Source organism: Burkholderia cepacia, assembly GCF_001039005.1.
GTDB lineage: Bacteria > Pseudomonadota > Gammaproteobacteria > Burkholderiales > Burkholderiaceae > Burkholderia > Burkholderia theae.
This window is the reverse complement of the sequence record NZ_LDWR01000008.1, coordinates 16,873-41,415: the sequence shown is the minus strand read 5'-3', so window position 1 is coordinate 41,415 and position 24,543 is coordinate 16,873. Positions and strand designations below refer to the sequence as shown.

The 24,543-nt window shown below is 64.3% G+C and carries 29 protein-coding genes and 2 pseudogenes; 14 read left to right on the top strand and 17 right to left on the bottom strand.

Annotated features, from left to right (window positions below; genetic code table 11):
- Positions 1–45: 45 nt before the first annotated feature.
- From VL15_RS03830 to VL15_RS03810, 6 genes are all read left to right on the top strand, one after another.
- Positions 46–972 carry a LysR family transcriptional regulator gene (locus tag VL15_RS03830; RefSeq protein WP_048243192.1) on the top strand — a complete coding sequence of 309 codons (927 nt, stop codon included), beginning with the start codon at positions 46–48 and terminating at the stop codon, positions 970–972.
- Positions 973–1,202: 230 nt separating this feature from the next.
- Positions 1,203–2,465: an MFS transporter gene (locus VL15_RS03825; RefSeq protein WP_155420110.1), complete on the top strand. Its 1,263-nt coding sequence runs from the start codon at positions 1,203–1,205 to the stop codon at positions 2,463–2,465.
- 258 nt (positions 2,466–2,723) lie between these two features.
- Entirely contained in the window at positions 2,724–3,824 is a 1,101-nt protein-coding gene (locus tag VL15_RS03820; protein WP_048243191.1) for an NAD(P)H-dependent flavin oxidoreductase, read from the top strand.
- Positions 3,825–3,995: 171 nt separating this feature from the next.
- A complete protein-coding gene (locus VL15_RS03815) occupies positions 3,996–4,367 on the top strand; it encodes a GFA family protein (protein WP_048243190.1) in 372 nt (123 codons plus the stop codon).
- Entirely contained in the window at positions 4,364–4,492 is a 129-nt protein-coding gene (locus VL15_RS43555; RefSeq protein ID WP_268991160.1) for a hypothetical protein, read from the top strand. Before VL15_RS03815 ends, VL15_RS43555 begins: the two co-directional genes overlap by 4 nt.
- Positions 4,493–4,616: 124 nt before the next feature.
- Entirely contained in the window at positions 4,617–5,072 is a 456-nt protein-coding gene (locus VL15_RS03810; RefSeq protein ID WP_048243189.1) for a MarR family winged helix-turn-helix transcriptional regulator, read from the top strand.
- Between the two features lie 48 nt (positions 5,073–5,120).
- On the opposite strand, the gene VL15_RS03805 is transcribed toward VL15_RS03810, so the two are convergent.
- From VL15_RS03805 to VL15_RS03780, 6 genes are all read right to left on the bottom strand, one after another.
- Complete coding sequence (locus VL15_RS03805) at positions 5,121–5,837, bottom strand: GNAT family N-acetyltransferase (RefSeq protein ID WP_048243188.1); 717 nt, start codon at positions 5,835–5,837, stop codon at positions 5,121–5,123.
- A 182-nt stretch (positions 5,838–6,019) separates the two neighbouring features.
- Complete coding sequence (locus tag VL15_RS03800; protein ID WP_048243187.1) at positions 6,020–6,346, bottom strand: DUF4148 domain-containing protein; 327 nt, start codon at positions 6,344–6,346, stop codon at positions 6,020–6,022.
- Positions 6,347–6,423: 77 nt separating this feature from the next.
- A complete protein-coding gene (locus tag VL15_RS03795; RefSeq protein ID WP_080970705.1) occupies positions 6,424–6,750 on the bottom strand; it encodes a DUF4148 domain-containing protein in 327 nt (108 codons plus the stop codon).
- A 63-nt stretch (positions 6,751–6,813) separates the two neighbouring features.
- Positions 6,814–7,140 carry a DUF4148 domain-containing protein gene (locus VL15_RS03790; RefSeq protein WP_080970704.1) on the bottom strand — a complete coding sequence of 109 codons (327 nt, stop codon included), beginning with the start codon at positions 7,138–7,140 and terminating at the stop codon, positions 6,814–6,816.
- Between the two features lie 66 nt (positions 7,141–7,206).
- Positions 7,207–7,626: an organic hydroperoxide resistance protein gene (locus tag VL15_RS03785; protein WP_048243225.1), complete on the bottom strand. Its 420-nt coding sequence runs from the start codon at positions 7,624–7,626 to the stop codon at positions 7,207–7,209.
- Positions 7,627–7,906: 280 nt separating this feature from the next.
- Complete coding sequence (locus VL15_RS03780; RefSeq protein WP_048243184.1) at positions 7,907–8,371, bottom strand: RidA family protein; 465 nt, start codon at positions 8,369–8,371, stop codon at positions 7,907–7,909.
- 251 nt (positions 8,372–8,622) lie between these two features.
- On the opposite strand from VL15_RS03780, the gene VL15_RS03775 reads away from it, so the two are divergent.
- Entirely contained in the window at positions 8,623–9,588 is a 966-nt protein-coding gene (locus VL15_RS03775) for a LysR family transcriptional regulator (RefSeq protein ID WP_048243183.1), read from the top strand.
- A 30-nt stretch (positions 9,589–9,618) separates the two neighbouring features.
- Here the strand turns inward: VL15_RS03775 and VL15_RS03770 are convergent, their stop codons facing one another.
- From VL15_RS03770 to VL15_RS03745, 8 genes and pseudogenes are all read right to left on the bottom strand, one after another.
- Positions 9,619–10,326: an SDR family NAD(P)-dependent oxidoreductase gene (locus VL15_RS03770; protein ID WP_048243182.1), complete on the bottom strand. Its 708-nt coding sequence runs from the start codon at positions 10,324–10,326 to the stop codon at positions 9,619–9,621.
- A 449-nt stretch (positions 10,327–10,775) separates the two neighbouring features.
- Positions 10,776–10,937 (bottom strand): annotated as a pseudogene (locus VL15_RS39530) (IS3 family transposase); the annotation flags it as partial.
- Complete coding sequence (locus VL15_RS41695; protein ID WP_155420109.1) at positions 10,931–11,131, bottom strand: hypothetical protein; 201 nt, start codon at positions 11,129–11,131, stop codon at positions 10,931–10,933. The pseudogene VL15_RS39530 and the gene VL15_RS41695, both read right to left, overlap by 7 nt.
- Before the next feature lie 70 nt (positions 11,132–11,201).
- Positions 11,202–11,552 carry a hypothetical protein gene (locus tag VL15_RS03765; protein ID WP_230684334.1) on the bottom strand — a complete coding sequence of 117 codons (351 nt, stop codon included), beginning with the start codon at positions 11,550–11,552 and terminating at the stop codon, positions 11,202–11,204.
- A 4-nt stretch (positions 11,553–11,556) separates the two neighbouring features.
- On the bottom strand, positions 11,557–12,720 hold the full coding sequence (locus tag VL15_RS03760; RefSeq protein WP_230684332.1) for a peptidogalycan biosysnthesis protein: 1,164 nt from the start codon (positions 12,718–12,720) through the stop codon (positions 11,557–11,559).
- Entirely contained in the window at positions 12,701–13,456 is a 756-nt protein-coding gene (locus VL15_RS03755; protein ID WP_053077578.1) for a class I SAM-dependent methyltransferase, read from the bottom strand. The genes VL15_RS03760 and VL15_RS03755 overlap by 20 nt, the downstream gene beginning before the upstream one ends.
- A 120-nt stretch (positions 13,457–13,576) precedes the next feature.
- Positions 13,577–14,308, bottom strand: coding sequence for an N-acetylmannosamine-6-phosphate 2-epimerase (locus VL15_RS03750; RefSeq protein ID WP_048243180.1), 732 nt, complete (start codon positions 14,306–14,308; stop codon positions 13,577–13,579).
- A 15-nt stretch (positions 14,309–14,323) separates the two neighbouring features.
- Positions 14,324–14,830, bottom strand: a complete 507-nt coding sequence (locus VL15_RS03745) for a pyridoxamine 5'-phosphate oxidase family protein (RefSeq protein WP_048243222.1) — start codon at positions 14,828–14,830, stop codon at positions 14,324–14,326.
- Positions 14,831–15,357: 527 nt separating this feature from the next.
- Here VL15_RS03745 and VL15_RS39040 point away from each other — a divergent pair.
- The 7 genes from VL15_RS39040 to VL15_RS03715 all read left to right on the top strand — a co-directional run bounded on the left by VL15_RS39040 (position 15,358) and on the right by VL15_RS03715 (position 22,671).
- A complete protein-coding gene (locus VL15_RS39040) occupies positions 15,358–16,041 on the top strand; it encodes a serine hydrolase domain-containing protein (RefSeq protein ID WP_053077575.1) in 684 nt (227 codons plus the stop codon).
- An 87-nt stretch (positions 16,042–16,128) separates the two neighbouring features.
- Positions 16,129–16,467, top strand: a complete 339-nt coding sequence (locus tag VL15_RS39035) for a hypothetical protein (RefSeq protein ID WP_053077574.1) — start codon at positions 16,129–16,131, stop codon at positions 16,465–16,467.
- Positions 16,468–16,730: 263 nt separating this feature from the next.
- Positions 16,731–17,636, top strand: a complete 906-nt coding sequence (locus VL15_RS03735; protein ID WP_048243179.1) for a LysR family transcriptional regulator — start codon at positions 16,731–16,733, stop codon at positions 17,634–17,636.
- A gap of 94 nt (positions 17,637–17,730) precedes the next feature.
- Positions 17,731–18,165, top strand: a complete 435-nt coding sequence (locus VL15_RS03730) for a MarR family winged helix-turn-helix transcriptional regulator (RefSeq protein WP_048243178.1) — start codon at positions 17,731–17,733, stop codon at positions 18,163–18,165.
- 127 nt (positions 18,166–18,292) lie between these two features.
- Entirely contained in the window at positions 18,293–19,804 is a 1,512-nt protein-coding gene (locus tag VL15_RS03725) for an efflux transporter outer membrane subunit (protein ID WP_048243221.1), read from the top strand.
- Between the two features lie 71 nt (positions 19,805–19,875).
- Entirely contained in the window at positions 19,876–21,036 is a 1,161-nt protein-coding gene (locus VL15_RS03720) for an HlyD family efflux transporter periplasmic adaptor subunit (RefSeq protein WP_048243177.1), read from the top strand.
- Between the two features lie 78 nt (positions 21,037–21,114).
- Entirely contained in the window at positions 21,115–22,671 is a 1,557-nt protein-coding gene (locus VL15_RS03715; protein WP_048243176.1) for a DHA2 family efflux MFS transporter permease subunit, read from the top strand.
- Positions 22,672–22,880: 209 nt separating this feature from the next.
- Here the strand turns inward: VL15_RS03715 and VL15_RS03710 are convergent.
- The 3 genes and pseudogenes from VL15_RS03710 to VL15_RS03700 all read right to left on the bottom strand — a co-directional run.
- Positions 22,881–23,210 (bottom strand): annotated as a pseudogene (locus VL15_RS03710) (NAD(P)-dependent oxidoreductase); the annotation flags it as partial.
- Between the two features lie 36 nt (positions 23,211–23,246).
- A complete protein-coding gene (locus VL15_RS03705) occupies positions 23,247–23,969 on the bottom strand; it encodes a hypothetical protein (protein WP_048243175.1) in 723 nt (240 codons plus the stop codon).
- A gap of 38 nt (positions 23,970–24,007) precedes the next feature.
- Positions 24,008–24,412: an ester cyclase gene (locus VL15_RS03700; protein ID WP_048243174.1), complete on the bottom strand. Its 405-nt coding sequence runs from the start codon at positions 24,410–24,412 to the stop codon at positions 24,008–24,010.
- Between the last annotated feature and the right edge of the window lie 131 nt (positions 24,413–24,543).

Below are 24,543 nucleotides of genomic sequence, written 5' to 3'. Positions count from 1 at the left end.
CTGGCCCGCCGCCAATCACACGACCGCTCGCCCCATTCACACGCCATGGATCGAATCGACGCGATGAAGGTGTTCGTCGCCACGCTGGACGAGGGCAGCCTCGCGGGCGCGAGCCGGCGGCTCGGCCGCTCGCCGGCGGCGGTCAGCCGTGCGATCGCCTTTCTCGAGGCGCACACGGGCACCGCGCTGCTGTACCGGACCACCCGGACGATTCGGCTGAGCGAGGCCGGCGAACGCTATGCGGCCGCGTGCCGCCGCATCCTGTCCGATCTCGAGGAAGCCGACATGCTGGTCGCCGACGAACGTTCGGCGCCGCGCGGCATGTTGACGATCACCGCGCCGGTCGCCGCGGGCGAGGACGTGCTGCGCGCGCTGCTCGACGAATTCATCGAGCGCCATCCGGCCGTGTCGATCCGCCTGCAGCTGCTCGACCGTCCCGTCAGCCTGATCGACGAAGGGATGGACGTCGCGCTGCGCATCGCGCACCTGACCGATTCCACACTCGTCGCGATTCCGGTCGGCACGGTGCGGCGCGTCGTCGTGGCGTCGCCCGATTACCTGGCGAAGCATGCCGCGATCGAGACGCCGGCCGATCTCGCGCAGCACCGGATCATCTCGATGACGCACTTCGGGCTCGACTCGTGGAGCTTCCCGCCGTCCGGGCCATCGGCGCTGCCGCAGGTCGTCCAGTTCGCGCCGCGCTTCATCATCAACACGATCCGCGGCGCGGTCGCGTCGGCCGTCGCCGGCCACGGCGTCACGCGGCTGTTTTCGTATCACGTCGCCGAACCGGTGCGCGACGGCACGCTGCGGATCGTGCTGAGCGACAGCGAACATGCGCCGCTGCCCATCCATCTCGTCACACCTTACGGACGGCTGTCGGTCCCGAAGGTGCGCGCGTTCGTCGATTTCGCGGCGCCGCGCCTGCGCGAGCATTTCGCACGGCTGGCTGCGATCACCGACGGCGATTGAACCGAAACGCGGAAGAATGGCTTTCGTGTGACGGGGATTCTCTCGACATTCGACTCAATCTAGACTTCCTTCAACCGACGGACGCGCGTGGCGCCCGTCCAGCGAATGGAGGTCGACATGCATCAAGCCCTTCTGGATCAGCCGTGTGCACGTGCGCTCAACGTGCGGCGCGGCACGCCGTGTGCCGCCGGCGCAGGCCCGGTCGGCCCGATTCGTATTGCGAGGTCGCGATGAGCACGACGGCACACTTGCCGACGCCGGCGCCGACGCTCGCCGAACGGCCCGCCGCCAGCTATGCGGAACGCAACGCGCGCTACTGGCGGCGCAATCTCGCCGTCTGCGTATTCGGATCGTTCACGACGCTCGTCAGCCTGAGCATGCTGCTGCCGTTCCTGCCGCTGTACGTGCGACAACTCGGCGTCGACTCGCAGTCGGCCGTGATCCAGTGGTCGGGCGTCGCGTTCAGCGCGACGTTTCTCGGCACGGCCGTCACCGCGCCGCTGTGGGGCCGGCTCGCGGATCGTTTCGGCCGCAAGCCGATGCTCGTGCGCGCGGCGATCGGGATGGCCATCGTGATGTCGCTGATCGGTATCGCACACAACGTGTTCGAACTTGTCGCGCTGCGACTGATCGCGGGGCTCGTCGGCGGTTACGCGTCGGCGTCGACCGTGATGGTCGGCACGCAGGCGCCGCGCGAACGGGCTGGCTGGGCGCTCGGCATCCTGTCGACCGGCGCGCTCGCGGGCAATCTCGTCGGGCCGCTCGTCGGCGGGCTGCTGCCGGGCTGGGTCGGCATTCGCGGCACGTTCTTCGCCGGCGGCGCGATGATCGCGGTCGCCGCGCTGCTGACGATCTTCTTCGTGAAGGAAGACTTCCACGCGGATACCGACGCGAAAGCACGCGCCTCCGGCGCGGCCGCGGGCACGGCGCAACGCACGAATCGCGCGGCGGTCGCCGCGCTGCTGGTGACGGCGATGATGGTGCTGCTCGCGAACATGTCGATCGAGCCGATCATCACGGTCTATATCGGCGGCCTCGGCGTGGGCAGCGACGGCCTCGCGCGCATCGCCGGCGTCGTGATGGCGTGTTCGGCGCTCGGCAGCATGCTGACCGCCGCGCGGCTCGGCGCGCTGGCCGACCGGATCGGCAGCTGGAACGTGATCGTCGGCTGCTTGCTGCTGACCGCGCTCGCAATGGTGCCGCAGGCGTTCGTCACGCATTGGTGGCAGCTTGCCGCGCTGCGCGTGCTGATGGGCATGACGCTTGCGGGGCTGCTGCCGTCGATCGGCAAGCTCGTCCGGCAGTCGGTCGACGAGCGCGCGACGGGGCAGATGCTCGGCTACCTGCAGTCCGCGCAGTTCAGCGGGCAGGTGATCGGCCCGGTGATCGGCGGGCAGATCGGCGTCGCGCTCGGCCTGCATTCGGTGTTCTTCGTGACGGGCGCGCTGCTGGCGGCCTGCGCGGTGCTCGCGCACTGGGCGCGCGGCCGATAGCGGCTGGCCCGCGGATCGAGGTGTGGCGTAGGATGGTCGCAGTTGCGGATGCGCACCCGGAAGCTGCGATAACACACACCGTCGCCGAGCCTTCCGTGCACCGTACCTTAACGCTGCCCATCATTATCGACACCGCTTTCACATGTCCGGCTGCGCGCGAAGAACGACGAACGCACGTCGTGCCGGACCCGACCAACACGCGTCGGCCGGCATGCGGCCGACGCATTTCGATGACGGATCGTGCAGGAGGCAAGCAACATGAATCAATCGACCGATAACCGGACGCTGTTGCGCACGCTCGGCATTCGCGCGCCGATCGTGCAGGCGCCGATGGCCGGCGTCAGCACGCCGGCGCTGGCGGCCGCCGTGTCGAACGCGGGCGGGCTCGGCTCGCTCGGCGTCGGCGCGACGAACGCCGACGGCGCGCGCAAGATGATCCGCGACACGCGCGCGCTCACCGACCGGCCATTCAACATCAACGTGTTCTGCCACCATCCGGCCCGGGCCGACGCGACCGTCGAACGCGCGTGGCTCGACTGGCTCGCGCCGGCGTTCCGCGAATATGGCGCGACGCCGCCCGCATCGCTGGCCGAGATCTATACGAGTTTCGTCGCGGACGACGCGATGCAGGCGATGCTCGTCGAGGAAACGCCGGCCGTCGTCAGCTTCCATTTCGGGTTGCCATCGGCGGACGTGATCGCCGCGCTGAAGCGCGCGGGCATCACGCTGTTCGCGGCCGCGACGAATCTCGACGAGGCGCGGCAGATCGCCGCCGCCGGCATCGACGCGATCGTCGCGCAAGGCATCGAAGCCGGCGGACACCGCGGCGTGTTCGATTCGACCGCCCGCGACGATCGCCTCGGCACGTTCGCGCTGACGCGGCTGATCGTGCGCGAATGCGCGCTGCCCGTGATCGCGGCCGGCGGCATCATGGACGGTGAAGGTATCGCCGCCGCGCTCGCGCTCGGCGCGCAGGCCGCGCAGCTCGGCACCGCGTTCGTCGCCTGCCCGGAGACGTCGATCGACGACGGTTATCGCCGCGCGATCCTCGGCGACGCGGCACGCCGCACCACGTTCACGACCGCGATCTCGGGCCGGGTCGCGCGCGGCATCGCGAACCGGCTGACCGCGCTCGGCGACGACCCGCATGCGCCGGCCACGCCCGCGTATCCGATCGCGTACGACGCGGGCAAGGCGCTGCATGCGGCGGCAAAGGCGAAGGGCGAATTCGGCTACGGCGCGCAGTGGGCCGGGCAGGCGGCGCCGCTCGTGCGCGCACTGCCGGCCGCCGAGCTGTTCGCGACGCTCGAGCGCGAAACGCGGGCCGCGATCGCGCGGTTGCAGCACGCGCTGGACTGACCGCGCGCGGTTCGCAAGCCGCGCACACATGCCGGCGATCAGCGCGCGAACCTGCGCCGCCGGCCGCCGATTTGCAATGTTCTGTATCTGCTCGGACCGCGGATACAGTGCGATACAACGCGGCTGCGCGGGTCCGCTATAACGCAGGCATGACCTCTTCGGGAGCGCACCATGTCTGCAACCTGGTTCAAAGGGTCCTGCCATTGCGGGACCGTCAAATTCGAAGTCCGGACAGCCATTGCGCCGGCCGCCCGCTGCAACTGCAGCCTGTGCCGCCGCCGCGGCGCGCTGATGAGCCCGATGTTCCCCGCTGACGACCTGAAGATCGTCGCAGGCGAGGGCGCGCTGACGTGCTACCACTTCAACACACACACGGCCCGTCACTACTTCTGCAGTCGTTGCGGCATCTATCCGTTCCATCGGACGCGCATGGACCCGGCATGCTGGCGCGTCAATCTCGGTTGCCTCGACGGCATCGATCCGTATGCGTTGGACGCGACGGTCGCCAACGGCGCGAGCCTGTCGGTCGTGGAGGACGCATGAAACGCTGGCTGATGATCCTGCTGTTTGCCGCAGGCGGGCTCGCGACCGAAATCGCCCATCCGGTGCAATGCTCGCTGCGCTCGGAAAGCCGCGTGCAGACCGGCAAGCGCCGCAGGCAGGGCTGACGGCGATCGGGCCGTGTTGCGCCGTCACGCCAGTTCATCGAGACCGATTATCATGCTTCCGATAAGATCGCACGCGATATATAATGCGCTTATCTGCGACCGTTCGCGTCGCTGGAGGAAGTTCATGAAACCGACCGACGCACCATCGCCCGCCGCACCGAAGCTGTCCGATTTCCTGTGTTTTGCGATCTACTCGACGAACCTCGCGTTCGGCAAGGCGTACAAGCCGATCCTCGACGAGCTCGGCCTCACGTACACGCAATACATCACGATCATTGCGCTGTGGGAGCAGGACAACCAGACGGTCGGCCAGCTCGGCGAGAAGCTGTTCCTCGAATCCAATACGCTGACGCCGATCCTGAAGAAGCTCGAGGCGATGGGCTATCTGGAGCGGCACCGCGATCCGACGGACGAACGCCAGGTGCTCGTCAGCCTGACGAAGAGCGGCCGCCGCGTGCGCGAGAAGGGGCTCGACATGAATCTGGTCGAGGCCACCGGGTTGAAGCCGGACGAATTCGCGAAGATGCAGAAGGCGATCGTCACGCTGCGCGGCAACCTGATCCGGTCGACCGAAGAATAAACGCCATACAAGAGCCGGCCGACGCCCGAGCGGCGTCGGCCGGCATCGTCACGCCTGCGCTTCCCCCAGCACCAGCAGGTTCATCTCGCGACGCACGACAAAACCGAGAGCAAGGTAGCGCTCGATCGCAACCTGGTTCGTCGTGAGGACGTGCAGGAACGGTGCTTCCGAGCGTGCGCCGATGGTCGCGATCAACGCACGGATCAATCGCGCCGCAAGACCTTGCCGCCGAAACGCGGCATCCACGCACACGGCACTGATCTCGGTATAACCGTCGAGCCGCATCCGCTCGCCCGCCATCGCGGCGAGCCGGCCTTCGCTGCGTACGCCGATATAGCCGCCGAGTTCGAACGTGCGTGGGCCGAACGGGCCGGGTTGCGCAGCGGTGGTCAGCGCGAGCATGTCCGGCACATCGGCTTCGCCGAGCGTCACGTGCTCCGATGCGGATGCCGGTTCGAGCGTCCCTTGCCAGACCATTTGCAACAACGTCGCGCGCCGGATCACCGACAATCCCGCCGGCGGCCGGACCTCGTCCGGCGTGACCAGCGCCGCCGGCCCGTGCGCCGCGATCAGCTCGTGCAACGCGTCGAAGGATGCCGGGCTCGTGTCCTTGAGCGCGGCGAACGGCGCAACGGCCGCCGGAAACCGCAACGCGCGGTCGTTGCCGAGTGCAAAGTGGCGCTGCTTGCTTGTGAGCGCGTTCCAGACGACCTGGTCGAGCGCGTGTGCGCCGCTTGTCGCGTTTCCGGTTGTGGTATCCGGCATCGGCTGCCTCTCGATTGAAGATTGCGTGCCGCACAGAATAGACCGGATCGGGCGGGGACGTTGCACTGCGGTCGCTCGAATTGGCGCTGCAAACCGGGGCGCCCCAAATAGAAAAGCGCACACGATTACATCGCATGCGCTTTATGTGACGGACGTTGGCGACCGATTGCGTCGCGCCACGCTCAATGACCGAAATAGATCGAGCGCTCGGCCACGCGAACCACGCTGCGGTTGCCGGACTGGGCCGAGCTGTCTGCGTCGCGGCCGTAACCGGACGCCTGCGTATCCGCGGCGACTGCGCCATCGTCGTGAATCCGGCTCAGCGCTGCCTGGAGATTGTCCGGGTAGTGCGGGTCATTGGGCCGGTTCGGCTGGTAGCCGGCCTTCTGCAGCGCGGCCAGTTCCGCTTGCACTTGCGCACGCGTGACGGTGCTTTCGCTGGCGTTCGCCGGTGCGGCGGCGACGGCCGACACGGCAACGAGGAGGGCGGCAATCAATTGGGTCTTCATTTTTTACCTCGACAGGAAATCAGGAATTCGGGAGTCGCGCACCGCACGCCGGCAATCGGCGCCGATCGCGGTTTCGTTCAATGACCGAAGTAGATCGAGCGCTCGGCGATGCGCGTCGCGGGCCGGCTGCCCGACTGCGTGGCGGCGACGGCATCGCGGCCGTAACCGGATGCCGCCGAATCGGCCGTCACGGCGTCGTTCGCGTGAACGCGCGTCAATGCGGCCTGCAGGTCGTCCGGATAGTGCGGATCGTTCGCGCGGCCCGGCCGATAACCGGCTTGTTCGAGCTGGACGAGCTCGGCACTCACTTGCGCGCGGGACACGGTGGTTTCATGGGCGAACGCCGGTGCGGCAGCAGAAGCCGAAACAGCGACGAGAAGGGCGGCGATCAATTGGGTTTTCATCATTTACCTCGATTCAGAACTGGAATGGAAAGGATTCAGCGTTCAGGTATCGGCGCGCGGCGCTCAATGCCCGAAATACACCGAGCGGTCGGCCACGCTGACGGCGTGCCGGCTGCCCGCTTGCGTCGCCGCGTCGCCGTTGCTGCCGTAGCCGGAAGCCCGCTCGTTGGCCGCGACCGCGTCGGCTGCATGGATCTGCGTCAGCGCGGCCTGCAGATCGTTCGGATAGGTCGCATCGGAAGCGCGATTCAGCGGATAGCCGGCCGTTTGAAGCTGGGTCAGCTCGGCGCGCACTTGCGCACGGGTCACGGTGGTTTCATTGGCGAACGCCGGTGCGGCGGCAGAAGCCGAAACAGCGACGAGAAGGGCAGCGATCAGTTGGGTTTTCATCATTTACCTTGATTGGAAAAAGTTCTGGAATGTGGCGGGCGGCACATCGGCCGCCCGATGCCACGTTCATGCGATACGGATTTCGACGTCGATGTTGCCGCGCGTCGCCTTCGAATACGGGCAGGTCTGATGCGCGGCATCGACGAGGCGCTGCGCGACGTCGCGGTCGAGCCCCGGCACGCTCACGTTCAGACGTGCCTGCAGGAAGTACGCGTTGCCGGCCGTGCCGAGATCCACTTCGGCGTCGACGGCCAGATCTTCCGGCAGCGTCACCTTCGCGGCGCGCGCCGCAAGCTGCATCGCGCCGATGAAGCAGGCCGACCAGCCGGCCGCGAACAGCTGTTCCGGGTTGGTGCCGGTGCCGGCGCTGCCCGGCGAGGACAACTGGATGTCGAGGCGGCCGTCGGAACTGCGCGCCGTGCCGTCGCGGCCGCCCGAAGTCGTATGCGTCTTGCCCGTGTACAGCACTTTTTCGATCTTGCTCATCATTTGCTCCGTCAGTTGGTTCAGCAGGTTTTCTCTGATGCGATTCGATCGCATGCGATGGAGTTTCGTCGAGGCGACCACCCATGTCAAGCGCATTCGATTAGATCGCATACGATATTTTGTATTTCAATGTATCCGGAACGTGTCCGGCTTGGCTGGATAAGGCCTCCGGACGATCGAGCCCCGATATCCACGATAACGAGGCAGGCGACGAAACCCGGGCAGGGCGGGCGAACACGCCCGCGGGAATGGCTTGCGGCCGCGCGGGGCGGCCGATACGTCAGGCCGGGTCGATCTCGGCGATCACGACGAGGATGACGGCCGCATCGGCCGGCAACTGGCGCTGGGAGAACGCCGAGCGCGCGTGTCCCGCCTTGCCGCCCAGCACGGCGGCGAACAGGTCGGATGCGCCGTCGATCACGGCCGGCTGCCCGTAAAAACCGTCCGCCGAACTTACGTGCCCCTCAACGCGCACGATCTTGCGCAGCCGGTCGAACCCGCCCAGATGCAGATGGATCTGCGCGAGCACGTTCAGCGCCGCAAGCCGGGCCGCATGCCGCCCTTCGTCGACGCTCAACTGGTCGCCGACGCGGCCGGTGTAGGCGACTTTGCCGTCGACGAGCGGCAGTTGCCCCGATACGAACAGCAGGTTGCCGGCTTCGCTTGCGGCCGTATAGCTGCCGAGCGGTTGCGGCGGTTCGGGTAACGCGAGGCCGAGTTCGGCCAGTTTCTGTTCGACGGTCATGTCGTGCTCCTTGCGGGAAAATGGATCGGGCGATCGGTATTGCCTGTCAGTCACTCTAGTGATGCGGCCGAAGCCGGTAAATGTCAGCGGCGCAATTGATTCACAACGCGGTGTAACGCATGACGCAACGCGCGCGACGGCCCGATGCGGGCCGCGTTCGCCCACGTACGCTCGCTGGTTTCCCGAGCGATATTCATGCACACTCGTTGCTCCATCGCGCGCCACACGCCGGAGACGGCAGGAACCGCCCCATGCAACGCAAATTCGACGATCTGCTGCTGGGCAGCATCGAGCTGTTCTGTCTCGCCGCCGAACTCGGCAGCTTCACGCTGGCGGCAACCGCGGCAAGCGTCACGCCGGCCGCGGTCAGCCGGTCGGTGGCGCGGCTCGAGGAACGTCTCGGCGTGCGGCTGTTCGTGCGCACGACACGGCAGATCCGCCTGACCGATTCCGGCCGGCGTTATTTCGAGCAGTGCCGCGATGCGCTGTCGCAGCTCGTCGACGCGGAACGCGAAGCGACCGGCCAGCAGGCGACACCCGCCGGCGTGCTCCGGATCAGCATGCCGACGCCGTACGGGCACTATCGCGTGCTGCCGCTGCTGCCCGCGTTTCGCGAGCGGTATCCGGACGTGCGTGTCGAAACCCACCTGAGCAACCGCAACATCGACTTCGCCGAGGAAGGCTTCGATCTCGCGATCCGCGGCCGCACACCGGCCGATTCGACGCTGGTCGCGCGCAAGCTGGAGGACGCCGAACTCGTGGTCGTCGCGACGCCCGGCTACCTGAAGCGTGCGGGCACGCCGGCCGCCATCGACGATCTGCATGCGCACGAATGCATCCAGTTCGAGCTGCCCAGCAGCGGGCGGCCGATTCCCTGGCTGTTCGACGACGGATCGGACGAGATCGAGATCGCGACGACCGGCAACTACAGTGCGTCGGGCGACGTCCTTGCCGGCGTGACGCTCGCGCGCAGCGGCGCGGGCCTGTTCCAGACCTACCGCTTCATCGTCGAACAGGATCTGCACGCCGGCACGCTCGTCGAGGTGCTGCCCGGCCTTGGGGGCCGGTCACGGCCGTTCATGCTGCTGTACCCGCATGCGCGCTTTCTGTCGTCGCGCGTGCGCGTGTTTGTCGACTTTCTCGTCGAGCATCTGGAGCGCGCGCCCGCCAGGCAGGCGGGCAGTGCGCGCACCAAACGCGCCACCGCATCGCGATAGGCACGCCGGCGCGTTCTTTCGACGCTGCACTCAATGCCCGGCGCTCTGGCCGCCGTCGACGTGCAGGATCTCGCCGGTGACGAACGGCGCCGAGTCGAGATACAGGATCGCGCCGACGATGTCGCTCATCTCGCCCATGCGGCCGACCGGGTGCAGCGACGCAAGCGTCGCATGCGTTTCGGGCGCATGCATCGGCGACTTGATGACGCCTGGCGACACGGCATTCACGCGGATGCCGGCCTTCGCATACTCGATCGCGAGCGATTTCGTCGCCGCATTCAATCCGCCTTTCGTCAACGATGCGAGCACCGACGGCACGTTGCTGTTCGCGTGATCGACCAGGCTCGTCGTGATGCTGACCACGTGGCCGCTGCCGTGCTTTTGCATCGCGGCAATCGCGCGCTGCGTGACGTGGAAGAAGCCGTTCAGGTTGACGCTCGTGATCTGCGCGTAGTCGTCCGCGGTGTATTGCGTGAACGGCTTCGCGACGAACACGCCGGCGTTGTTGACGAGCGTGTCGACGCGGCCGAAGCGTTCGATTGCCGCATCGACCACGCGCCGCGCGACGGCCGGATCGCCGATGTCGCCCGCGACGGTGACGAGATCGGGGTCGTTCGACGGGCCGATCGACCGGGACGTCGCGACGACGCGATGGCCGCGTGCGCGGAATGCGTTGACCGTTTCCGCGCCGATGCCTTGCGATGCGCCGGTGACGATGATGACTTTGGATGCGCTCATGACATGCCTCGATAAGTAGTGGGTGTTCGGCTTCAGTGCCGACCGGATCGATGAATCCGATGAGCAGACTGTAGGCGTGCCGATCGCGATTTCGAACACCCACCGTGGAGCAACAGTCTTGCGTCGGGGGAACAAATGAAGGGGGAGGGCGGGTTTGAAGCGTGGCGCGCTCATCGACGAGGTTGATTTTTCCGCGGCCTGACGGGCCGAGCCGCTGAAACCCCGGCGGTTACTGCGCGGCGGCGATCGCTGCGGCATGTCCGTCACGGTGCCGGCCATGCTTGGCCGCGACCTGTTCGAAATCAGCCTGACGAACGTGAACGGCGTCGAGACGAGCGGCAGCGCAGCGTCGGCGACACCGGGCCTGCGAGCAGCGGCAGGTTCCGCGGCTCGTCGACGGCGGATCCGCCGCCCACGACTCGTGACCCTGCCGTTTTCACGTACAGCAACGCGGCAATCAACCCAGCCTCGTAGGCGATGGGGGTAAGGTAGTCGATCGAGGTATGCATGCGTCGCCGATTGTAATAGTCCTGGATCCGATCGACGATATCCAGGCGGGCTTGAGCGCGCGTTTCGTAGTGGTTCCGATAGATTCTCTCGACCTTCAATGAGAGTCAGCCGGGATTCGTGAAATATTCGCCAAAATTGTCTTACTCTGCTGATTGCTGACCGCTCGCGGACTCACACCGTACGTGCGAGCAACATCGACTTGCGTCATCGCGTCACGCACCGCTTGCACCACCATCTTTCTTAGGTGCGCCTGCGTCGACTGGTCCCGTTTTCGCGCATCGGTCTTCGGTTTCATACCCGTAATCGGCGGCACGAACCTGGCCGCCGGCAACGAGTTCGCGCTGCCTCGGCTGGACCGGCCGCAATCACTCCGATTGCGGCAGCGGCGCATCGGTCAGGATGCGCGCGTCGATCAGCTCCCACCATTCGTCCTGTTCGACGCGGCGTCGCTCCCATTCCGGATCGCGCGACCGCTGCGCAACAGCTCTCCGGTATGTGCCCCACGCGGCCTCATCGGCAAAGGAAATCGAATGTTCGAGCGCATGCACGCGCGGTCCGATGGTCTGCACACGCCATTGCGGATTCATCGCCATATCGAGTCCGTCGTAAAACCATGCCTCGCGCTGCTTTACCCATTGCCAAAATGCGGTGAGATTGCGGCGCGCATTTAATGTCGGTTGCATCGTGTAAACGAGATGAAGCATGAGGTTCTCCATTGGGTCACTCGGAACATATCGACCAGTCGCTGCCGAGGCGGGATGAGAATTGCTCGCGGAACGCCTGCGCGAACAGCTGGTTGTGCCTGGCGGCGACATCACGCGTGACGGCAATGCCGTCCGTGGTGGCTACGACGGCGGCCAGGGGCTCGACCTTCGCTCCTCGTGCCGACTTGGCTTCGAGTGATGCGATCGACTCGTGGTAGGTCCGGATCCCGTGCGCCGCGGCGTAGTCGAGCGGTGCGTAGTAGCACAGGACGAAGTAGCGAAAATCGTTGTGGTCGACGGAATAGTCGGCGCCGAAATAGCGAAGATGCAAATGGTCGCCGAAACGATAGGAGACCGCGATCGAAACGATCTGTTGATCGCGTAGAGCGAGTGCCGCAACCGCTTTATTGAGAATCCCGGTTCGGCGCTGCCCTGCGAATATGCTGCGCATCCAGTCGGCGCCCTGATGGCTGCCGTACTTGGCGCGATTCCGGGCAATCAGTTCCGCTGCGACGTCCTCGAGCTCCGGCGTGACGGGCGACCATCGCATTACATTGCCCATTTCCGAGAATCGGGTGAGCTCGTTCTGCACCTTCCAGCGACGTCGCGTACCGATACTGGCCAGCAGGCTCGCGAGCCCGCCGTCCGGCACGTCGAGCGTTGCTTCGGCCGAATGCAGCAGCACACGCGCGCGCTCGTCGGCGGCAGCCATTTCAATGGCCTGGGCAAGCGGCATGTACGGGATGATGACACCGGCACGCTTGCGACCTTCGGCGGCGTCGAGCGCCGCGCGCAGCAACGCACGCTGCGCATCGGCACGGCGCTTGCCGATCACGCACGGAATCTCATTGTGCGTCGAGCGACGCGCGCCGACCCACAGAAACTCGCGCTCCCACGGTCCTGGTACGGCGGGAAAGAAATCCGGCAAATGAAAGAGCCCGGGACGCGCCTCTCCGCCCCATATCGCGCAGCCCGCCATCAAGCCGGCCGGACCGGATACAGCAACAAGCGGTGTCGGTCCGAGTGCTTCGTCGAGACTGTGAAGCCAACCGTGGCTGTGAAAGAAGTCGCCGTCCGAGACGAGCGTGTCCCAGTCATGACGAGCGACGTCGCCCGCCGACGATAAAGTGGTCGCATGGACAGCGGCGTCGGCACGCGTGTCATCCGGCAGCGTCAACACTATGCGCTCCGATCACGCAGTTCAGAAGAGCCGCGTGAGGCTTATCCAAATAGGCTTGCAACGACGAATCAACGGTCGGGTGTTGTCCGTCTCTCATTCGCCCGTACTCGACCCACTGGACGATAGATGAACCCGCTCGATAGAGCGCGTCGTCCAGACTCTCGCGACTCCAGACATATGCGGTAACCTGAGCGCTGAATGACCCCATGAACAAGTCTAGTTGGACCTTGCCGCCGTCGACGTCATCGCCGAACGGGGCAAGCCTGAGGCCCATCGGTTCGTAGTATCGGCGGTCCCGGACGTAGTCGGGATGGATCGGGAGCGTGATCAGGCGGCCGCCGGGCTTAAGCGGGCGAGTCATCTGTGCGCAAAGCTTGCGCAGCTCGTCGACGGTCCTTGCATATGGCAATACATAAACCGCAAGCACGATATCGAATTGCCCATCCGATTCAGGCGGTAGGTTCGAGATGAATTCGATGCCGACCGGATCTTCTTCTTCCCACCGACGCGCATACCTCAGCATGCCTTCCGAAACGTCGTAGCCCACGACTTTGTCCGCTCCGCGTTTCTTTAGCCAGCGCGAATACATGCCATTTCCGCATCCGAAGTCCAAGATGTCGCGGTTGCGAACGTCTCCCAAGGTCGCGAAGACGTTCGGAATCTCGACGTCGCGCCGAAATGGCCATTCGGCCATATTCTCATATAGAGAGGGGAGATCGTCGAATTGACTCTCCATGTTGCCTCCAGGGTGGTTATAGACGACCTGTGACAGGAGCAATTTCTGCATGAACCGCAGACGGTGAGCTTGTGCGATGCATATCATCAATGCGGAATGGTTTTCGAATAAGGCGAATTTCTATCGATCGACGCTTTCGACTGCGTCGACGTTATTCTTTATTGCATCTCGCACCGCACGGGAAAACCAGCTCGTAATGAACTGCGGGCGCGTGATGGCAGAACCGACGGTAACCGCGTGTGCACCTGCTCGCATCGCGGCGGCAGCTTGCTCAGGTGTTTTAATGCCGCCTTCTGCAATCAAGAAACATGACGATCGCGCCCGAAGAGATCGAATCAATGCAAAATCGTCGTCTGGATTGGTGCGCCCTCTGGTCGAGTCGGTATAGCCAACCATCGCGCTCGAGATGCAATCAAATCCGAGTGACTCGGCCTGCAGGGCTTCGTCGAACGTCGAAATTTCAGCTATCAGCGGTAAAGCACTGTATTTGCGCCTGACTCGGGAAACCAATTGGGCCAGCGATTCGCCAGCCGGGCGCAGTCGCGCCGTGACATCGAGTGCAACGATATCGACACCGGCCTCCACCAGTTCATCAACCTCGCGCATCGTCGCAGTAAGCATGACGGGCGAATTCGGGTAGGCACGACTCAGCACGCCGATAACGGGCAACGCAACAGTTCCCTGCTTGATTGCACGCGTGTCATCGGGGCCGTTTGCAATAATTCCGCCAGCGCCACCCTGGCTTGCGGCAGCGGCCATTCTCTCCATGAAGACGCCGCCGTGCAATGGTTCATCCGGAAGCGCCTGGCATGAGACAATCAGTTTCCCCGACAAAATTTCTTTTGCGTTCATAGGTCATACCGGAATTCAAATAGTCTCGATTGCCACCGGGATGCGTCGGTCGCATTTGTCCTTCAACCAGCCGTCGATATCGAACAGCCACCACGCCTCTATCGCGACTTCGTAAAATCGTCTTGAACCTTCGCCAACGAAGCTATCGAGAGGCAACATCCACGCGTGACGAACCGTCGCATCGGGGAAATTCAAACAATAATATTGCCGATGAATATCCTCGGCTTCGTCGTCCGGAATGACGCGACATTTTCCAGTGAATTGCGCACCATCTAGGCCTAGCGGCGACACATCACCGAGATCCGCCCGGTAGATGGCGCCTGAAACATCTGGCCGGTGGAGCAGATTGCGGGAATGCAGCGCCTCTTTCAACGAATACCAAATAATTCGAATTGGAGGGGAAATCGTGACAAAATTCACGACGCTCGCCCAAGGATCACCTTCTACGGATACACTTGCAAGCGTTGCAAATCGGGCCGTATGCAATAGCAAGCGGCTACGTTCCGTATGACTCGCGAGCATAGTTTTCCCCGGCAACATTCCGCTTCAGTTGGCTAGCGTCGACCATCGATCAAACTTACAGCAACTGGCATTGGTTCGATGCATGGCAAAAGAAAATTCATCACGTAGCACTTCCTTAATTTATCGCCGCAATCGTCGCCCGATGAATAACGAAATCAATATAGTAGGTTGCATTTAGAAGATCAAGGGAGCCGCAATCAATGATCGGCATTGGTATTTTAACCATTCCCATAAAACTCAAAGCCCCCTCAATCCGGTTCAACCAAGAGAATCGACTTGAATTCGTGAAATATTCGCAAAAATGATCCCGATCGAATAATTCATAAAAAAACTATATCAATCCGACCCTTAACCAGAATTGGTTTCGGTCGGAAGTGGAAATTTCCGGCTTGGTTGAGTTGTCAGGTGAAGCGGTTTCCCGTGGCTGACGGGGGAATTCTGCGGGCTTTATCCACTGCAATACAGAGTGGGGCGAACCTCGTCATAGTACGTTCGCCAGTCGGCGATTTTGCTCTACGCGTCTGCCAATGACAAAAACCAATGTCCAGACACGCTTCAACATCAACTCGGTCAGCAAGGTCATGGCCGCACTCTCGGGCCTGATCCTGCAGGATCGCGGGAAGTTCGATCTCGATACGCCGATCGTCCGGTACCTGCCGTCGTTCACGATGCTGTCACCCGAATACACGCAGATAACGATGCGCCACTTGCTGTCGCATTCGTCCGGGATTCCCGGAATGACACTGCATAACGCGAACACGCTCGGCGCGCCTTTTGCCGGGTTGGCCGAAGCGACGCAGGCCATGCTCGCCAATTCGCACCTGAAACATCTCCCAGGCGAAATGGCCGTGTACTGCAACGATGGTTTTGCGATGGTGGAACACGTCGTCGCGGCGGTGACGGGACAAAGCTATGTCGATTTCGTGCAGCAGAACATTCTGACGCCGCTGAACATGACGAACTCGGGGTTCCTCACGAGCGCGTCGCCGCCCGCCAGTTCGTACGCGATGCCCTACCTGAAAGGCCGATTCCTCGACACGCTGGAATTCGTGAACGGTTACGCGAGCGGCGAATTGAACACCACGTCCGCCGACATGATGAAGCTCGCGCAAATCCTCCTGAACCGCGACGTGTTCCAGGGCAGGCAGATCGCGTCCACCGCGCCGACGTGGCATCGGCCGCCGGCATCTATGGCAGCCACGACAAAGTGATCCAGGTCGTGGTCGATACGGACAACAGCTTCGCGCTCAACCAGTATGCGATGAATGACGCAGGGGAGGGCGGGTGGAAGCCGCTCGTTGACGGCGCGGCGCGATAATCAGTACCGCAGCGACGGCTGGTGGTGGAGCGGCGGCGACCCGGCGAGCTATGCGTTCAAGGTGATTTCGGGCATCGACCCGAACGGGCAGGCGTACAGCTATCGCTATCTGCTGAAGCGCGATGCGTTAAGCGCCAGCTATGCCAGCATGGTGAGGCCCGAGGCCCAGCAGCTATCGTCGCCGCAGTCAGCGCCTGCACCCGGATTCGATGCGATGTGGCGCGCACGTCTGGGCACGCAATGGGTTGCCACGAGCGAAGCGACCAATAACGAGTTGCTCGCACTCAAGGATGGAATCTTGAAAATGTCATTTGGATAACTTTTCTTATCACAATAGCACTATCGCAAATCCAAACTCGTCATTTCAGAAACGCGTCTGACGTCTCCATCCAGACCATTCAGATGCAACCCATGATCGATTCGAGGGCAGGGCAGCGGTCTTCGACAGCACGCCTGCATCGGCCCCGCGGTCCGGTTTTGCTATATTTCTGCGAACAAGCCTGCAACACCGTTTCGCGTCACAAGCCCCCTTGAAGCACGCCCGTGTTGCGTCTGACCTCTACCCGTTCTCGAGATGCGGCCATGGATTACATCGAAAGCATGCGTATTTTTCGGACGGTGGTGGAACTGAAGAGCTTCACCCGCGCAGCCGATCATCACGGCATGGCGCCGCCGGCTGTATCGCGGGCGATCTCGGCGCTCGAGCAGCGGATGGGGTGCCGGCTGTTGAACCGGACGACCCGCCGGATATCGCTCACGGAAGCCGCGGAGCGGTTCTACGAAAGCTGCGTGCGCATTCTCGAAGAGGTGGATACGGTCGAGGCGGCGGTCGCGAACCAGACGCGGGAGGCCCAGGGCGTGTTGCGCCTGGTCGCGCATGCGACCGCGACGATACATCGCCTCGTCCCGCTCATTGCCGGATTCAAGCGGGCCCATCCGAAGGTCACGCTCGACGTGACGCTGACGGAACGGCCGGTCGACCTGGTCGGCGAAGGGTACGACCTGGGCATCGTCGTGCCCTTCATGCTGATGAGCGAAACGACAGTCATCCGGGTGCTCGACCGGATTCCGATCGTCCTCGTTGCGACGCCCGACTACCTGAAGGCCAGCTCGACACCCGTGCATCCGTCGGATCTGGCCAGCCACCATTTCGTGCCGCTGTCGGCGTCGATGCGCCGTCCCGACCTCCGCTTCCGCATCGACGGAGAGGAGCTCGCCATCGCGCTGAGCTTCGACATTTCGTCCAACAGTCCCGCGTTCAACCGCGAAATGGTGCTGCAGGGGCTGGGCATCGGCATCACGCCGCTGGCGCTGGTCGAAAGCGACCTGGCGTCCGGCAGGCTGGTGCGGCTGCTCGCCGAGTTCCCGCTGATCGACGAGAGCATCGAGCTTCAACTCGCTTACAGCAACCGGACGCTGCTGCCCGCCAAGGTCCGCGCGTTCATCGACCACGCGGTCGATTTCTTCGAGACAGCGCGAACCCGGTAAACCGCGGCCCGCGCGCCATTCCTGCTCCCAGCGACAACAATCTGATAACCCGCCTGCCATCGCCCCGCGGCAGGCCGCGCACTACGCTGTGCGCATGCACTCAATCGACTTCCTCGACGACGACTGTTTCGCGCTTCGCCAGGCTTCGCGGCATATCTCGAAGCTTTACGAGCACCACCTGTCCGCCGTCGGCATCACGCCCACGCAGTTCAGCATCCTCGGCACGCTCGGCCTGAGGGCCGGCCTGACGATGGCCGAACTCGCGAAAGCGATGGTGATGGACCGAACGACGCTGGTGCGCGCCCTCAAGCCGTTGCTGCGGCGCGGCCTGGTGGCGGCGCCCGCCGAAGGGAAGCGCCATCGTCGGCTGCAGGTCGTATTGACCGCGCATGGATCGAAGAAGCTCGATGAAGCCGCCGTTCACTGGGCGAGGGCGCAGGCCAGCTTCGAACGCGAATTCGGCTCGCAACAGGCGGCACATCTGCGTCGCGAACTGTTTCGCATGACGCACGACACGTCAGACAGTTAGCCGCCCCGACAACTCATTCATGCCGTTCCAGACATTGATGCACGACTGCCGGATCGCTAACTTGTGCATATGCACTCATTAATCGTTCGATGACTTGATGACTCAGGGAAACATGGAAATGGAAACGATGACGTATCACTCGCTCGCCCGGCCGCAGTCGGGCATTCGTAAGGGATGGATCGCCGCCGCGGCGCTGGCGTTCAGCCTGGCCGGCTGCGTGAACTACGCGGGCATCAAGAGCGACAAGCAGATGGCGGCCCCGACGCAGTTCGCGTCGACCGAGAGCCTGCCGGCCGAGGGCGGCAAGTGGCCGGCGATGAACTGGGCCAGCCAGTTCGGCGATCCGCAGCTGCCGGCGCTGATCGACGAAGCGTTGCGCGGCAATCCGACGATCGACCAGGCGCGTGCGCGGATCGAGAAGGCGTCGGCGTATATCGGCACCGCGCGATCCGCGCTCTATCCGAATGCGAACGGCAGCTATACGTGGACGCGCCAGCGCTACACCGAAAACGGCATCGTGCCGCCGCCGTACGGCGGCTCGTGGCAGAGCGAGAACAGCCTGCTGGCGAGCGTGTCGTGGGATCTCGACCTGTGGGGCAAGAACCGCGAGCGGCTGCGTCAGGCCGTCTCCGGGGAAAAGGTGGCGGACGCGGAAGCCGAGGAGGTGCGCATCACGCTCGCCGCGTCGGTGGCGAGCACCTACAACCAGCTCGCGCTGCTCTACGCGCTGCGCGACATCCAGGTTCATGAAGTATCGAACCGCGAGACGATTTCGCACCTCACCGAAGGCCGCGTCAATGCGGGCCTCGACAGCAACGTGGAGCGGCAGACCGCGTACGGCGAAACCGCGACGAGCCGTTCCAGCGTCAGCGATCTCGACGGCCAGATCAAGACGGTGCGCTACCAGCTGGGCGCGCTGCTCGGCGCGGGCCCGGATCGCGGCCTCGCGATCGCCGCGCCGGCACTGCATGGCGGCGACGTCGTCGCGCTGCCCGACAACCTGCCGGCCGACCTGCTGTCGCGCCGGCCCGACATCGTCGCGGCCTACTGGAAGGTGGACGCGGCCGTTCACGACGTGAAGGAAGCCAAGGCCGAGTTCTACCCCGACGTCAATCTGTCGCTGGCGGCCGGGCTCGACGCGTTCGGCTGGGGCCGTTTCCTGACGGCCGGCAGCGGGCAGTTCCAGGCGGCCCCGGCCATTCACCTGCCGATCTTCGACGCCGGCGCGCTGCGCGCGCAACTGAAGGGTCGTTATGCGGACTTCGACTACGACGTCGCGACCTACAACCAGACGCTGATCGGCGCACTGTCCGACGTCGCCACGCAGGTCACGCAGATCCGCTCGACCGATCTTCAACTGGTCGATGCGCGCAAGGCGCTGGATGCGCAAACCACCGCCTATCAACTGGCGATCGCCCGCTACCGGGCGGGGCTGAACCCGCAACTGCAGGTACTGAACGCGGACGACAACCGGCTGGCGGCCGAGACGGCCGTCGTCAATCTCGAGATGGGTCGTCGCAGCCAGCAGATCGGGCTGATCAAGGCACTCGGCGGCGGCTTCGATGCGTCGCATGCCGGTCTCGCGGCGAGTGCCGAAACGCCGATTCCCGCGCCGTCGCGCCCCGTGGCGTCGAACTGATCGATTGATTCGGCGGCTCTCGCGCGCGCCGAACGGAAAACCTTGAACCTCAACCTTGACTGGAGCCATTCATGAACACCCCCGATTCACAGCCGATCGACGACGCACCGAAACAACCGGGCAAGCGCCGCGCGCTGCTCGCACTGGTCGCCGCGTCCCTCGGTGTCGCCGGCGCCGCTTACGGCGCCTATTACTTCCTCGACGCGCGATATCACGTCGAAACCGATGATGCGTACGTCAACGGCAACGTCGTGCAGATCACGCCGCAGGTATCGGGCACGGTCATCGCGGTGAACGCGGACAACACGCAGATCGTGAAGGCCGGCGAGCCGCTCGTGCAGATCGATCCCGCCGACGCGAAGATCGGGCTGCAGCAGGCGGAAGCGAATCTCGGCCAGACCGTGCGCAAGGTTCACGGCCTGTATGTCGACGACGATAAGTACCGCGCGAACATCGCGGAGCGGCAATCCGATCTCGCGAAGGCGCAGGACGACCTGCGACGCCGCCAGTCGACCGGCATGACGGGCGCGGTGTCGGAGGAAGACATCTCGCATGCACGGGACGCCGTGCGGTCGGCGCAGGCCGCGCTCGACGCCGCGAAGCAGCAGCTCGGCTCGAATCGTGCGCTGACGTCGAACACGACCGTCGACCAGCATCCGGACGTGATGGCGAGCGCCGCGCGCGTTCGCGACGCGTACCTGGCCTATTCGCGCACGACGCTGCCGGCGCCGGTCACCGGTTACATCGCGCAGCGCTCGGTCCAGGTCGGCCAGCGCGTGTCGCCGGGGGCCGCGCTGATGTCGGTCGTGCCGTTGAACCAGGTATGGGTCGACGCGAACTTCAAGGAGTGGCAGCTGCGCCACATCCGCATCGGGCAGCCGGTCGAGCTGACGGCGGATGTCTACGGCTCGTCGGCCGTCTACCACGGCAAGGTGGTGGGCTTCACGCCGGGCACCGGGTCGGCGCTCGCGCTGCTGCCCGCGCAGAACGCGACGGGCAACTGGATCAAGGTCGTGCAGCGGCTGCCGGTGCGGATCGAGGTTCCGCCGGAGGAGCTGGAAAAGCATCCGTTGCGCGTGGGGCTGTCGATGAATGTCGACGTCAACGTGAAGGAGCAGCGCAGCGCCGGCCCGGAAACCGATCCGCCGTCGATCTACAAGACCGACGTGTTCGCGAAGTACGGCGATCAGGCCGATGCCGCGATCGCCACCATCATCGCCGCCAACAAATGACCTCCCGACGCCCGGCGAACGCGCGTGCGAAACAGCCTGCGTCCGCGTCGCCGGCCCGACCGTAACCGGATTATCACCATGACCGCCAATCAATCGAATCCTCCTCCGCTGACGGGGACGGCACTCGCACTGGGCTCGTTGAGCGTGGGCCTCGCGGGTTTCATGACCGTCCTCGATTCCTCGATCGCCAACGTCGCGATCCCCACCATCTCCGGCAACCTCGGCGTATCGGTCGACGAGGGCACCTGGGTCATCACCGTCTTTGCCGCGGCGAATTCCGTCGCGATCCCGCTGACCGGCTGGCTCACGCAGCGGCTGGGGCAGGTCAAGCTGTTCGTCGGCTCGATCCTGCTGTTCGTGCTCGCATCGTGGCTGTGCGGCATCGCGCCGTCGCTGCCGTTCCTGTTGGGCGCGCGCGTGCTGCAGGGCCTCGTGGCGGGGCCGCTGATCCCGATGTCGCAGGCGCTGCTGCTCAGTTCGTGGCCGAAGGCGAAATCGTCGCTGGCGTTATCGCTGTTCTCGATGATCGTCGTGACCGGGCCGATCGTCGGGCCGTCGCTCGGCGGCTGGGTCACCGACAGCTACGCGTGGTCGTGGATCTTCTACATCAATATCCCGGTCGGGTTGTTCGCCGCCACGATGGTCTGGTTCCTGTACCGCAAGCGCGACACACCCACCCGGAAACTGCCGATCGACTTCGTGGGGCTGACCTTGCTGATCGTCTGGGTCGCGTCGCTCCAGGTGATGCTCGACAAGGGCAAGGATCTCGACTGGTTCTCGTCGAGCACGATCGTGATCCTGACCATCGTCGCGGTCGTGGGTCTCGTGCTGTTCATCATCTGGGAGCTGACCGACAAGAATCCGGTCGTCGACCTCACGCTCTTCAAGCAGCGCAATTTCCTCGGCGGCACGATTTCGATCGCGATTGCCTACGGGATCTTCTTCGGCACGCTCGTGCTGCTGCCGCAGTGGATGCAGGAATATCTCGGCTACCGCGCCGTCGACTCGGGTCTCGCGACGGCACCGCTCGGCATCTTCGCGGTGATCGGCGCGCCGATCATGGGCAAGCTCCTGCCGCGCTCGGACGCACGCATCATCGGCACGCTCGCGTTCGTCGGCTTCGCGATCGTCTATTACATGCGCACGTTCTTCTTCACGGACATCAGCGAGGGCTACATCATCCTGCCGACCCTGCTGCAGGGTATCCCGATGGCACTGTTCTTCGCGCCGCTGACCGTGATCATCCTGTCGGGTCAGCCGCCTGAAAAGGTGCCGGCCGCGGCTGGCCTGTCGACCTTCGCGCGGATGTTCTTCGGCGGCATCGGCACGTCGCTCGCGGGCGTCGTGTGGAACAACCGGACGATCATGCACCACGAGATCCTGACGCAGCAGTCGAGCCCGACCAACCCGCTCTTCAATGCGCAGATGGACAGCTACCATTCGCTGCTCGGCCTCGGACAGGGATCGTCGTATGCGTTGTTCGACCACGTCGTGCAGTCGCAGTCGGCGATGCTTGGGCTGAACGACGTGTTCTACGGCGCGGCGGTCGTGATGATCCTGATCATCCCGCTCATCTGGATCACCAAGCCGGGCAAGGCAAGCGGGTCGAGCGACGCGGCGGCGGCCGCGCACTGAAAGGAGGAGGGCAGGCGTTCGGCGGTGATGCTTCTGTCGGTCGAACGCCGAATGCCGAATGAAGACCGATGCATTGAAAGGCCGCGCCCGAATCGGGGCGCGGCCTTTCGTTTCTGTCACGTCTTTCGCATCAGGTCATGCAGCGCATGCGCCGGCATTGGTTCGACGCGCGTCGGAATGCAGTCCGATCGCGCCGAGTTTGCCGAAAATCATGGAAGCGCAGGAGATTGCGTCTGGTCGAGCCATTCGACGATGTTGCGCACGGTATCGCCATAGAACGTCTCGTAGAGTTCGCGCGTCACATAGCCGATATGCGGCGTGGCAAGCACGTTGTCCAGCGAGCGCAACGGGTTCGCCGGTTCCAGCGGCTCGGTATCGGAGACATCGATCGCGGCCCCGGCGATCTGCCCGCTCTTCAGCGCGGCGAGCAACGCAGCCGTATCGACGATGGGGCCGCGCGACGTATTGACGAGGCGGCTCGTGGGTTTCATCCGGCCGAGTTCGGCGGCGCCGACCAGGCCTCGCGTCCGCTCGCTCAGGCTTGATCCCCGGCGAAAGTGAAGGGCGTCACGCGCCTATTCGGTGTGGAAATCGATGCTGCGGAAATCGATCGACACCAGCAGCGGTTCGTCGATCTTTTGCGTCGCGTCGTCATAGGCAAACACCCGGCGCGACATCGGCACCATCACGCCGCGAACGTCGCGATAGCCCGACGCGTAGTTCGCGCCGCGCGCACCGCCCATCACGTCCACCGTGTAATCGTGGCGGCGCAGCAATCCGTCCTCGCCGAAGTAGGACACCTGCTCGCGACTGTGGCTCGCGATCGTTTCCGGGAACGTGACCTTCAGGCGCCGCCAGGTTTCGCCGTTCTCGTGCCAGTCGGGCAGTTCTTCCGTCCGGAAACCCGGGCGGGCGTAGAGAAACGGAATGGTGAGGTAGGTCCAGAGCGCGTAGCCGGTGAAGTACAGCGCATGCAGGCGATCCCAACGGGTTTGCTGGGTATGGCCTTGATACGCGTCGCGCGGCGTGCGCCGTTCTTCGCGCGCCGCGCCGTTCAGCGCACCGATACCGACGACGTCCGGCTCGAACGTGCCGCGCCAGCCGCCGGCCCTCGACGTGATGGCGACGTGCTGGCGCCGCAGGTCGGCCGCCAGCTCGATACCCTGGAACAGGCCGGGCTGGTCTTTCAGATGCCAGACGGCGCCCCCGATATCGAGTTCCGCCGAAACCGTGCGGAACCTGTCCCAGTTGTCGATCCCGCCATGCGCGTGGATGGCCTGTTCGAGCAGCGTACTCATTGCGTCCTCCGTGGGTTGAGCGGCCTGTCGCGAGCGCGTTAGCGCTCGTCGCCGAACGTGTCGCCGAACATCGGATGGCCGCCGGCGGATTCGCTGCGCGCCGCTTCGTTCTGCAGCACGTCCCAATGCTCGACCAGCTTGCCGTTCTCGATCCGCAGGATATCCATCGCGATCAGCGCGGTGGGCGTGGCCGAGTTGCTGTAGCGGCTGTGCACCCACACGAAATCGCCGTTGGCGGCCACCATGTCGTACTCGAAACGCAGGTCGGGCATCGAGTCTACGAGGCCGAACAGGCCGTCGCGGCCGGCCGGCACGTGCTGGCTGTGCTGGATGTACGCGTCGGACCAGAACTGCGCGGCCTTGTCGTAATCCTTCTTGTTGAACAACGTGTCGAGCGCGTCGAGAACGAACGCGATATTCTTTTCTTCCAGTGCCTTTGACATGATTCGGACTCCGATGATTCGAGGTGTCGTTTCGTTCGTTCCGGTTTGCTTTCGCCCGGGCTCGAGGGTCCGGAACGACACCGCAGGGTGAATGGAAAAGCGTCTTCAGTACATCTTCCCGCGCCGCGAAG

What these genes read in the sequence shown, in the direction of transcription:
- VL15_RS03810 (WP_048243189.1), top strand. Translation starts at nt 4,617, where the DNA reads ATGAAACCGACCGACGCACCATCGCCCGCCGCACCGAAGCTGTCCGAT.
- VL15_RS03790 (WP_080970704.1), bottom strand. Translation starts at nt 7,140, where the DNA reads ATGAAAACCCAACTGATCGCTGCCCTTCTCGTCGCTGTTTCGGCTTCT.
- VL15_RS03705 (WP_048243175.1), bottom strand. Translation starts at nt 23,969, where the DNA reads ATGAGTACGCTGCTCGAACAGGCCATCCACGCGCATGGCGGGATCGAC.
- VL15_RS03735 (WP_048243179.1), top strand. Translation starts at nt 16,731, where the DNA reads ATGGATTACATCGAAAGCATGCGTATTTTTCGGACGGTGGTGGAACTG.
- VL15_RS03730 (WP_048243178.1), top strand. Translation starts at nt 17,731, where the DNA reads ATGCACTCAATCGACTTCCTCGACGACGACTGTTTCGCGCTTCGCCAG.
- VL15_RS39040 (WP_053077575.1), top strand. Translation starts at nt 15,358, where the DNA reads ATGACAAAAACCAATGTCCAGACACGCTTCAACATCAACTCGGTCAGC.
- VL15_RS03720 (WP_048243177.1), top strand. Translation starts at nt 19,876, where the DNA reads ATGAACACCCCCGATTCACAGCCGATCGACGACGCACCGAAACAACCG.
- VL15_RS03725 (WP_048243221.1), top strand. Translation starts at nt 18,293, where the DNA reads ATGACGTATCACTCGCTCGCCCGGCCGCAGTCGGGCATTCGTAAGGGA.
- VL15_RS03780 (WP_048243184.1), bottom strand. Translation starts at nt 8,371, where the DNA reads ATGACCGTCGAACAGAAACTGGCCGAACTCGGCCTCGCGTTACCCGAA.
- VL15_RS03745 (WP_048243222.1), bottom strand. Translation starts at nt 14,830, where the DNA reads ATGCTCGCGAGTCATACGGAACGTAGCCGCTTGCTATTGCATACGGCC.
- VL15_RS03765 (WP_230684334.1), bottom strand. Translation starts at nt 11,552, where the DNA reads ATGGAGAACCTCATGCTTCATCTCGTTTACACGATGCAACCGACATTA.
- VL15_RS03775 (WP_048243183.1), top strand. Translation starts at nt 8,623, where the DNA reads ATGCAACGCAAATTCGACGATCTGCTGCTGGGCAGCATCGAGCTGTTC.
- VL15_RS03825 (WP_155420110.1), top strand. Translation starts at nt 1,203, where the DNA reads ATGAGCACGACGGCACACTTGCCGACGCCGGCGCCGACGCTCGCCGAA.
- VL15_RS03700 (WP_048243174.1), bottom strand. Translation starts at nt 24,412, where the DNA reads ATGTCAAAGGCACTGGAAGAAAAGAATATCGCGTTCGTTCTCGACGCG.
- VL15_RS03800 (WP_048243187.1), bottom strand. Translation starts at nt 6,346, where the DNA reads ATGAAGACCCAATTGATTGCCGCCCTCCTCGTTGCCGTGTCGGCCGTC.
- VL15_RS03755 (WP_053077578.1), bottom strand. Translation starts at nt 13,456, where the DNA reads ATGGAGAGTCAATTCGACGATCTCCCCTCTCTATATGAGAATATGGCC.
- VL15_RS03815 (WP_048243190.1), top strand. Translation starts at nt 3,996, where the DNA reads ATGTCTGCAACCTGGTTCAAAGGGTCCTGCCATTGCGGGACCGTCAAA.
- VL15_RS03750 (WP_048243180.1), bottom strand. Translation starts at nt 14,308, where the DNA reads ATGAACGCAAAAGAAATTTTGTCGGGGAAACTGATTGTCTCATGCCAG.
- VL15_RS03770 (WP_048243182.1), bottom strand. Translation starts at nt 10,326, where the DNA reads ATGAGCGCATCCAAAGTCATCATCGTCACCGGCGCATCGCAAGGCATC.
- VL15_RS03715 (WP_048243176.1), top strand. Translation starts at nt 21,115, where the DNA reads ATGACCGCCAATCAATCGAATCCTCCTCCGCTGACGGGGACGGCACTC.
- VL15_RS03795 (WP_080970705.1), bottom strand. Translation starts at nt 6,750, where the DNA reads ATGAAAACCCAATTGATCGCCGCCCTTCTCGTCGCTGTTTCGGCTTCT.
- VL15_RS43555 (WP_268991160.1), top strand. Translation starts at nt 4,364, where the DNA reads ATGAAACGCTGGCTGATGATCCTGCTGTTTGCCGCAGGCGGGCTCGCG.
- VL15_RS03830 (WP_048243192.1), top strand. Translation starts at nt 46, where the DNA reads ATGGATCGAATCGACGCGATGAAGGTGTTCGTCGCCACGCTGGACGAG.
- VL15_RS41695 (WP_155420109.1), bottom strand. Translation starts at nt 11,131, where the DNA reads ATGAAACCGAAGACCGATGCGCGAAAACGGGACCAGTCGACGCAGGCG.
- VL15_RS03805 (WP_048243188.1), bottom strand. Translation starts at nt 5,837, where the DNA reads ATGCCGGATACCACAACCGGAAACGCGACAAGCGGCGCACACGCGCTC.
- VL15_RS03820 (WP_048243191.1), top strand. Translation starts at nt 2,724, where the DNA reads ATGAATCAATCGACCGATAACCGGACGCTGTTGCGCACGCTCGGCATT.
- VL15_RS03785 (WP_048243225.1), bottom strand. Translation starts at nt 7,626, where the DNA reads ATGAGCAAGATCGAAAAAGTGCTGTACACGGGCAAGACGCATACGACT.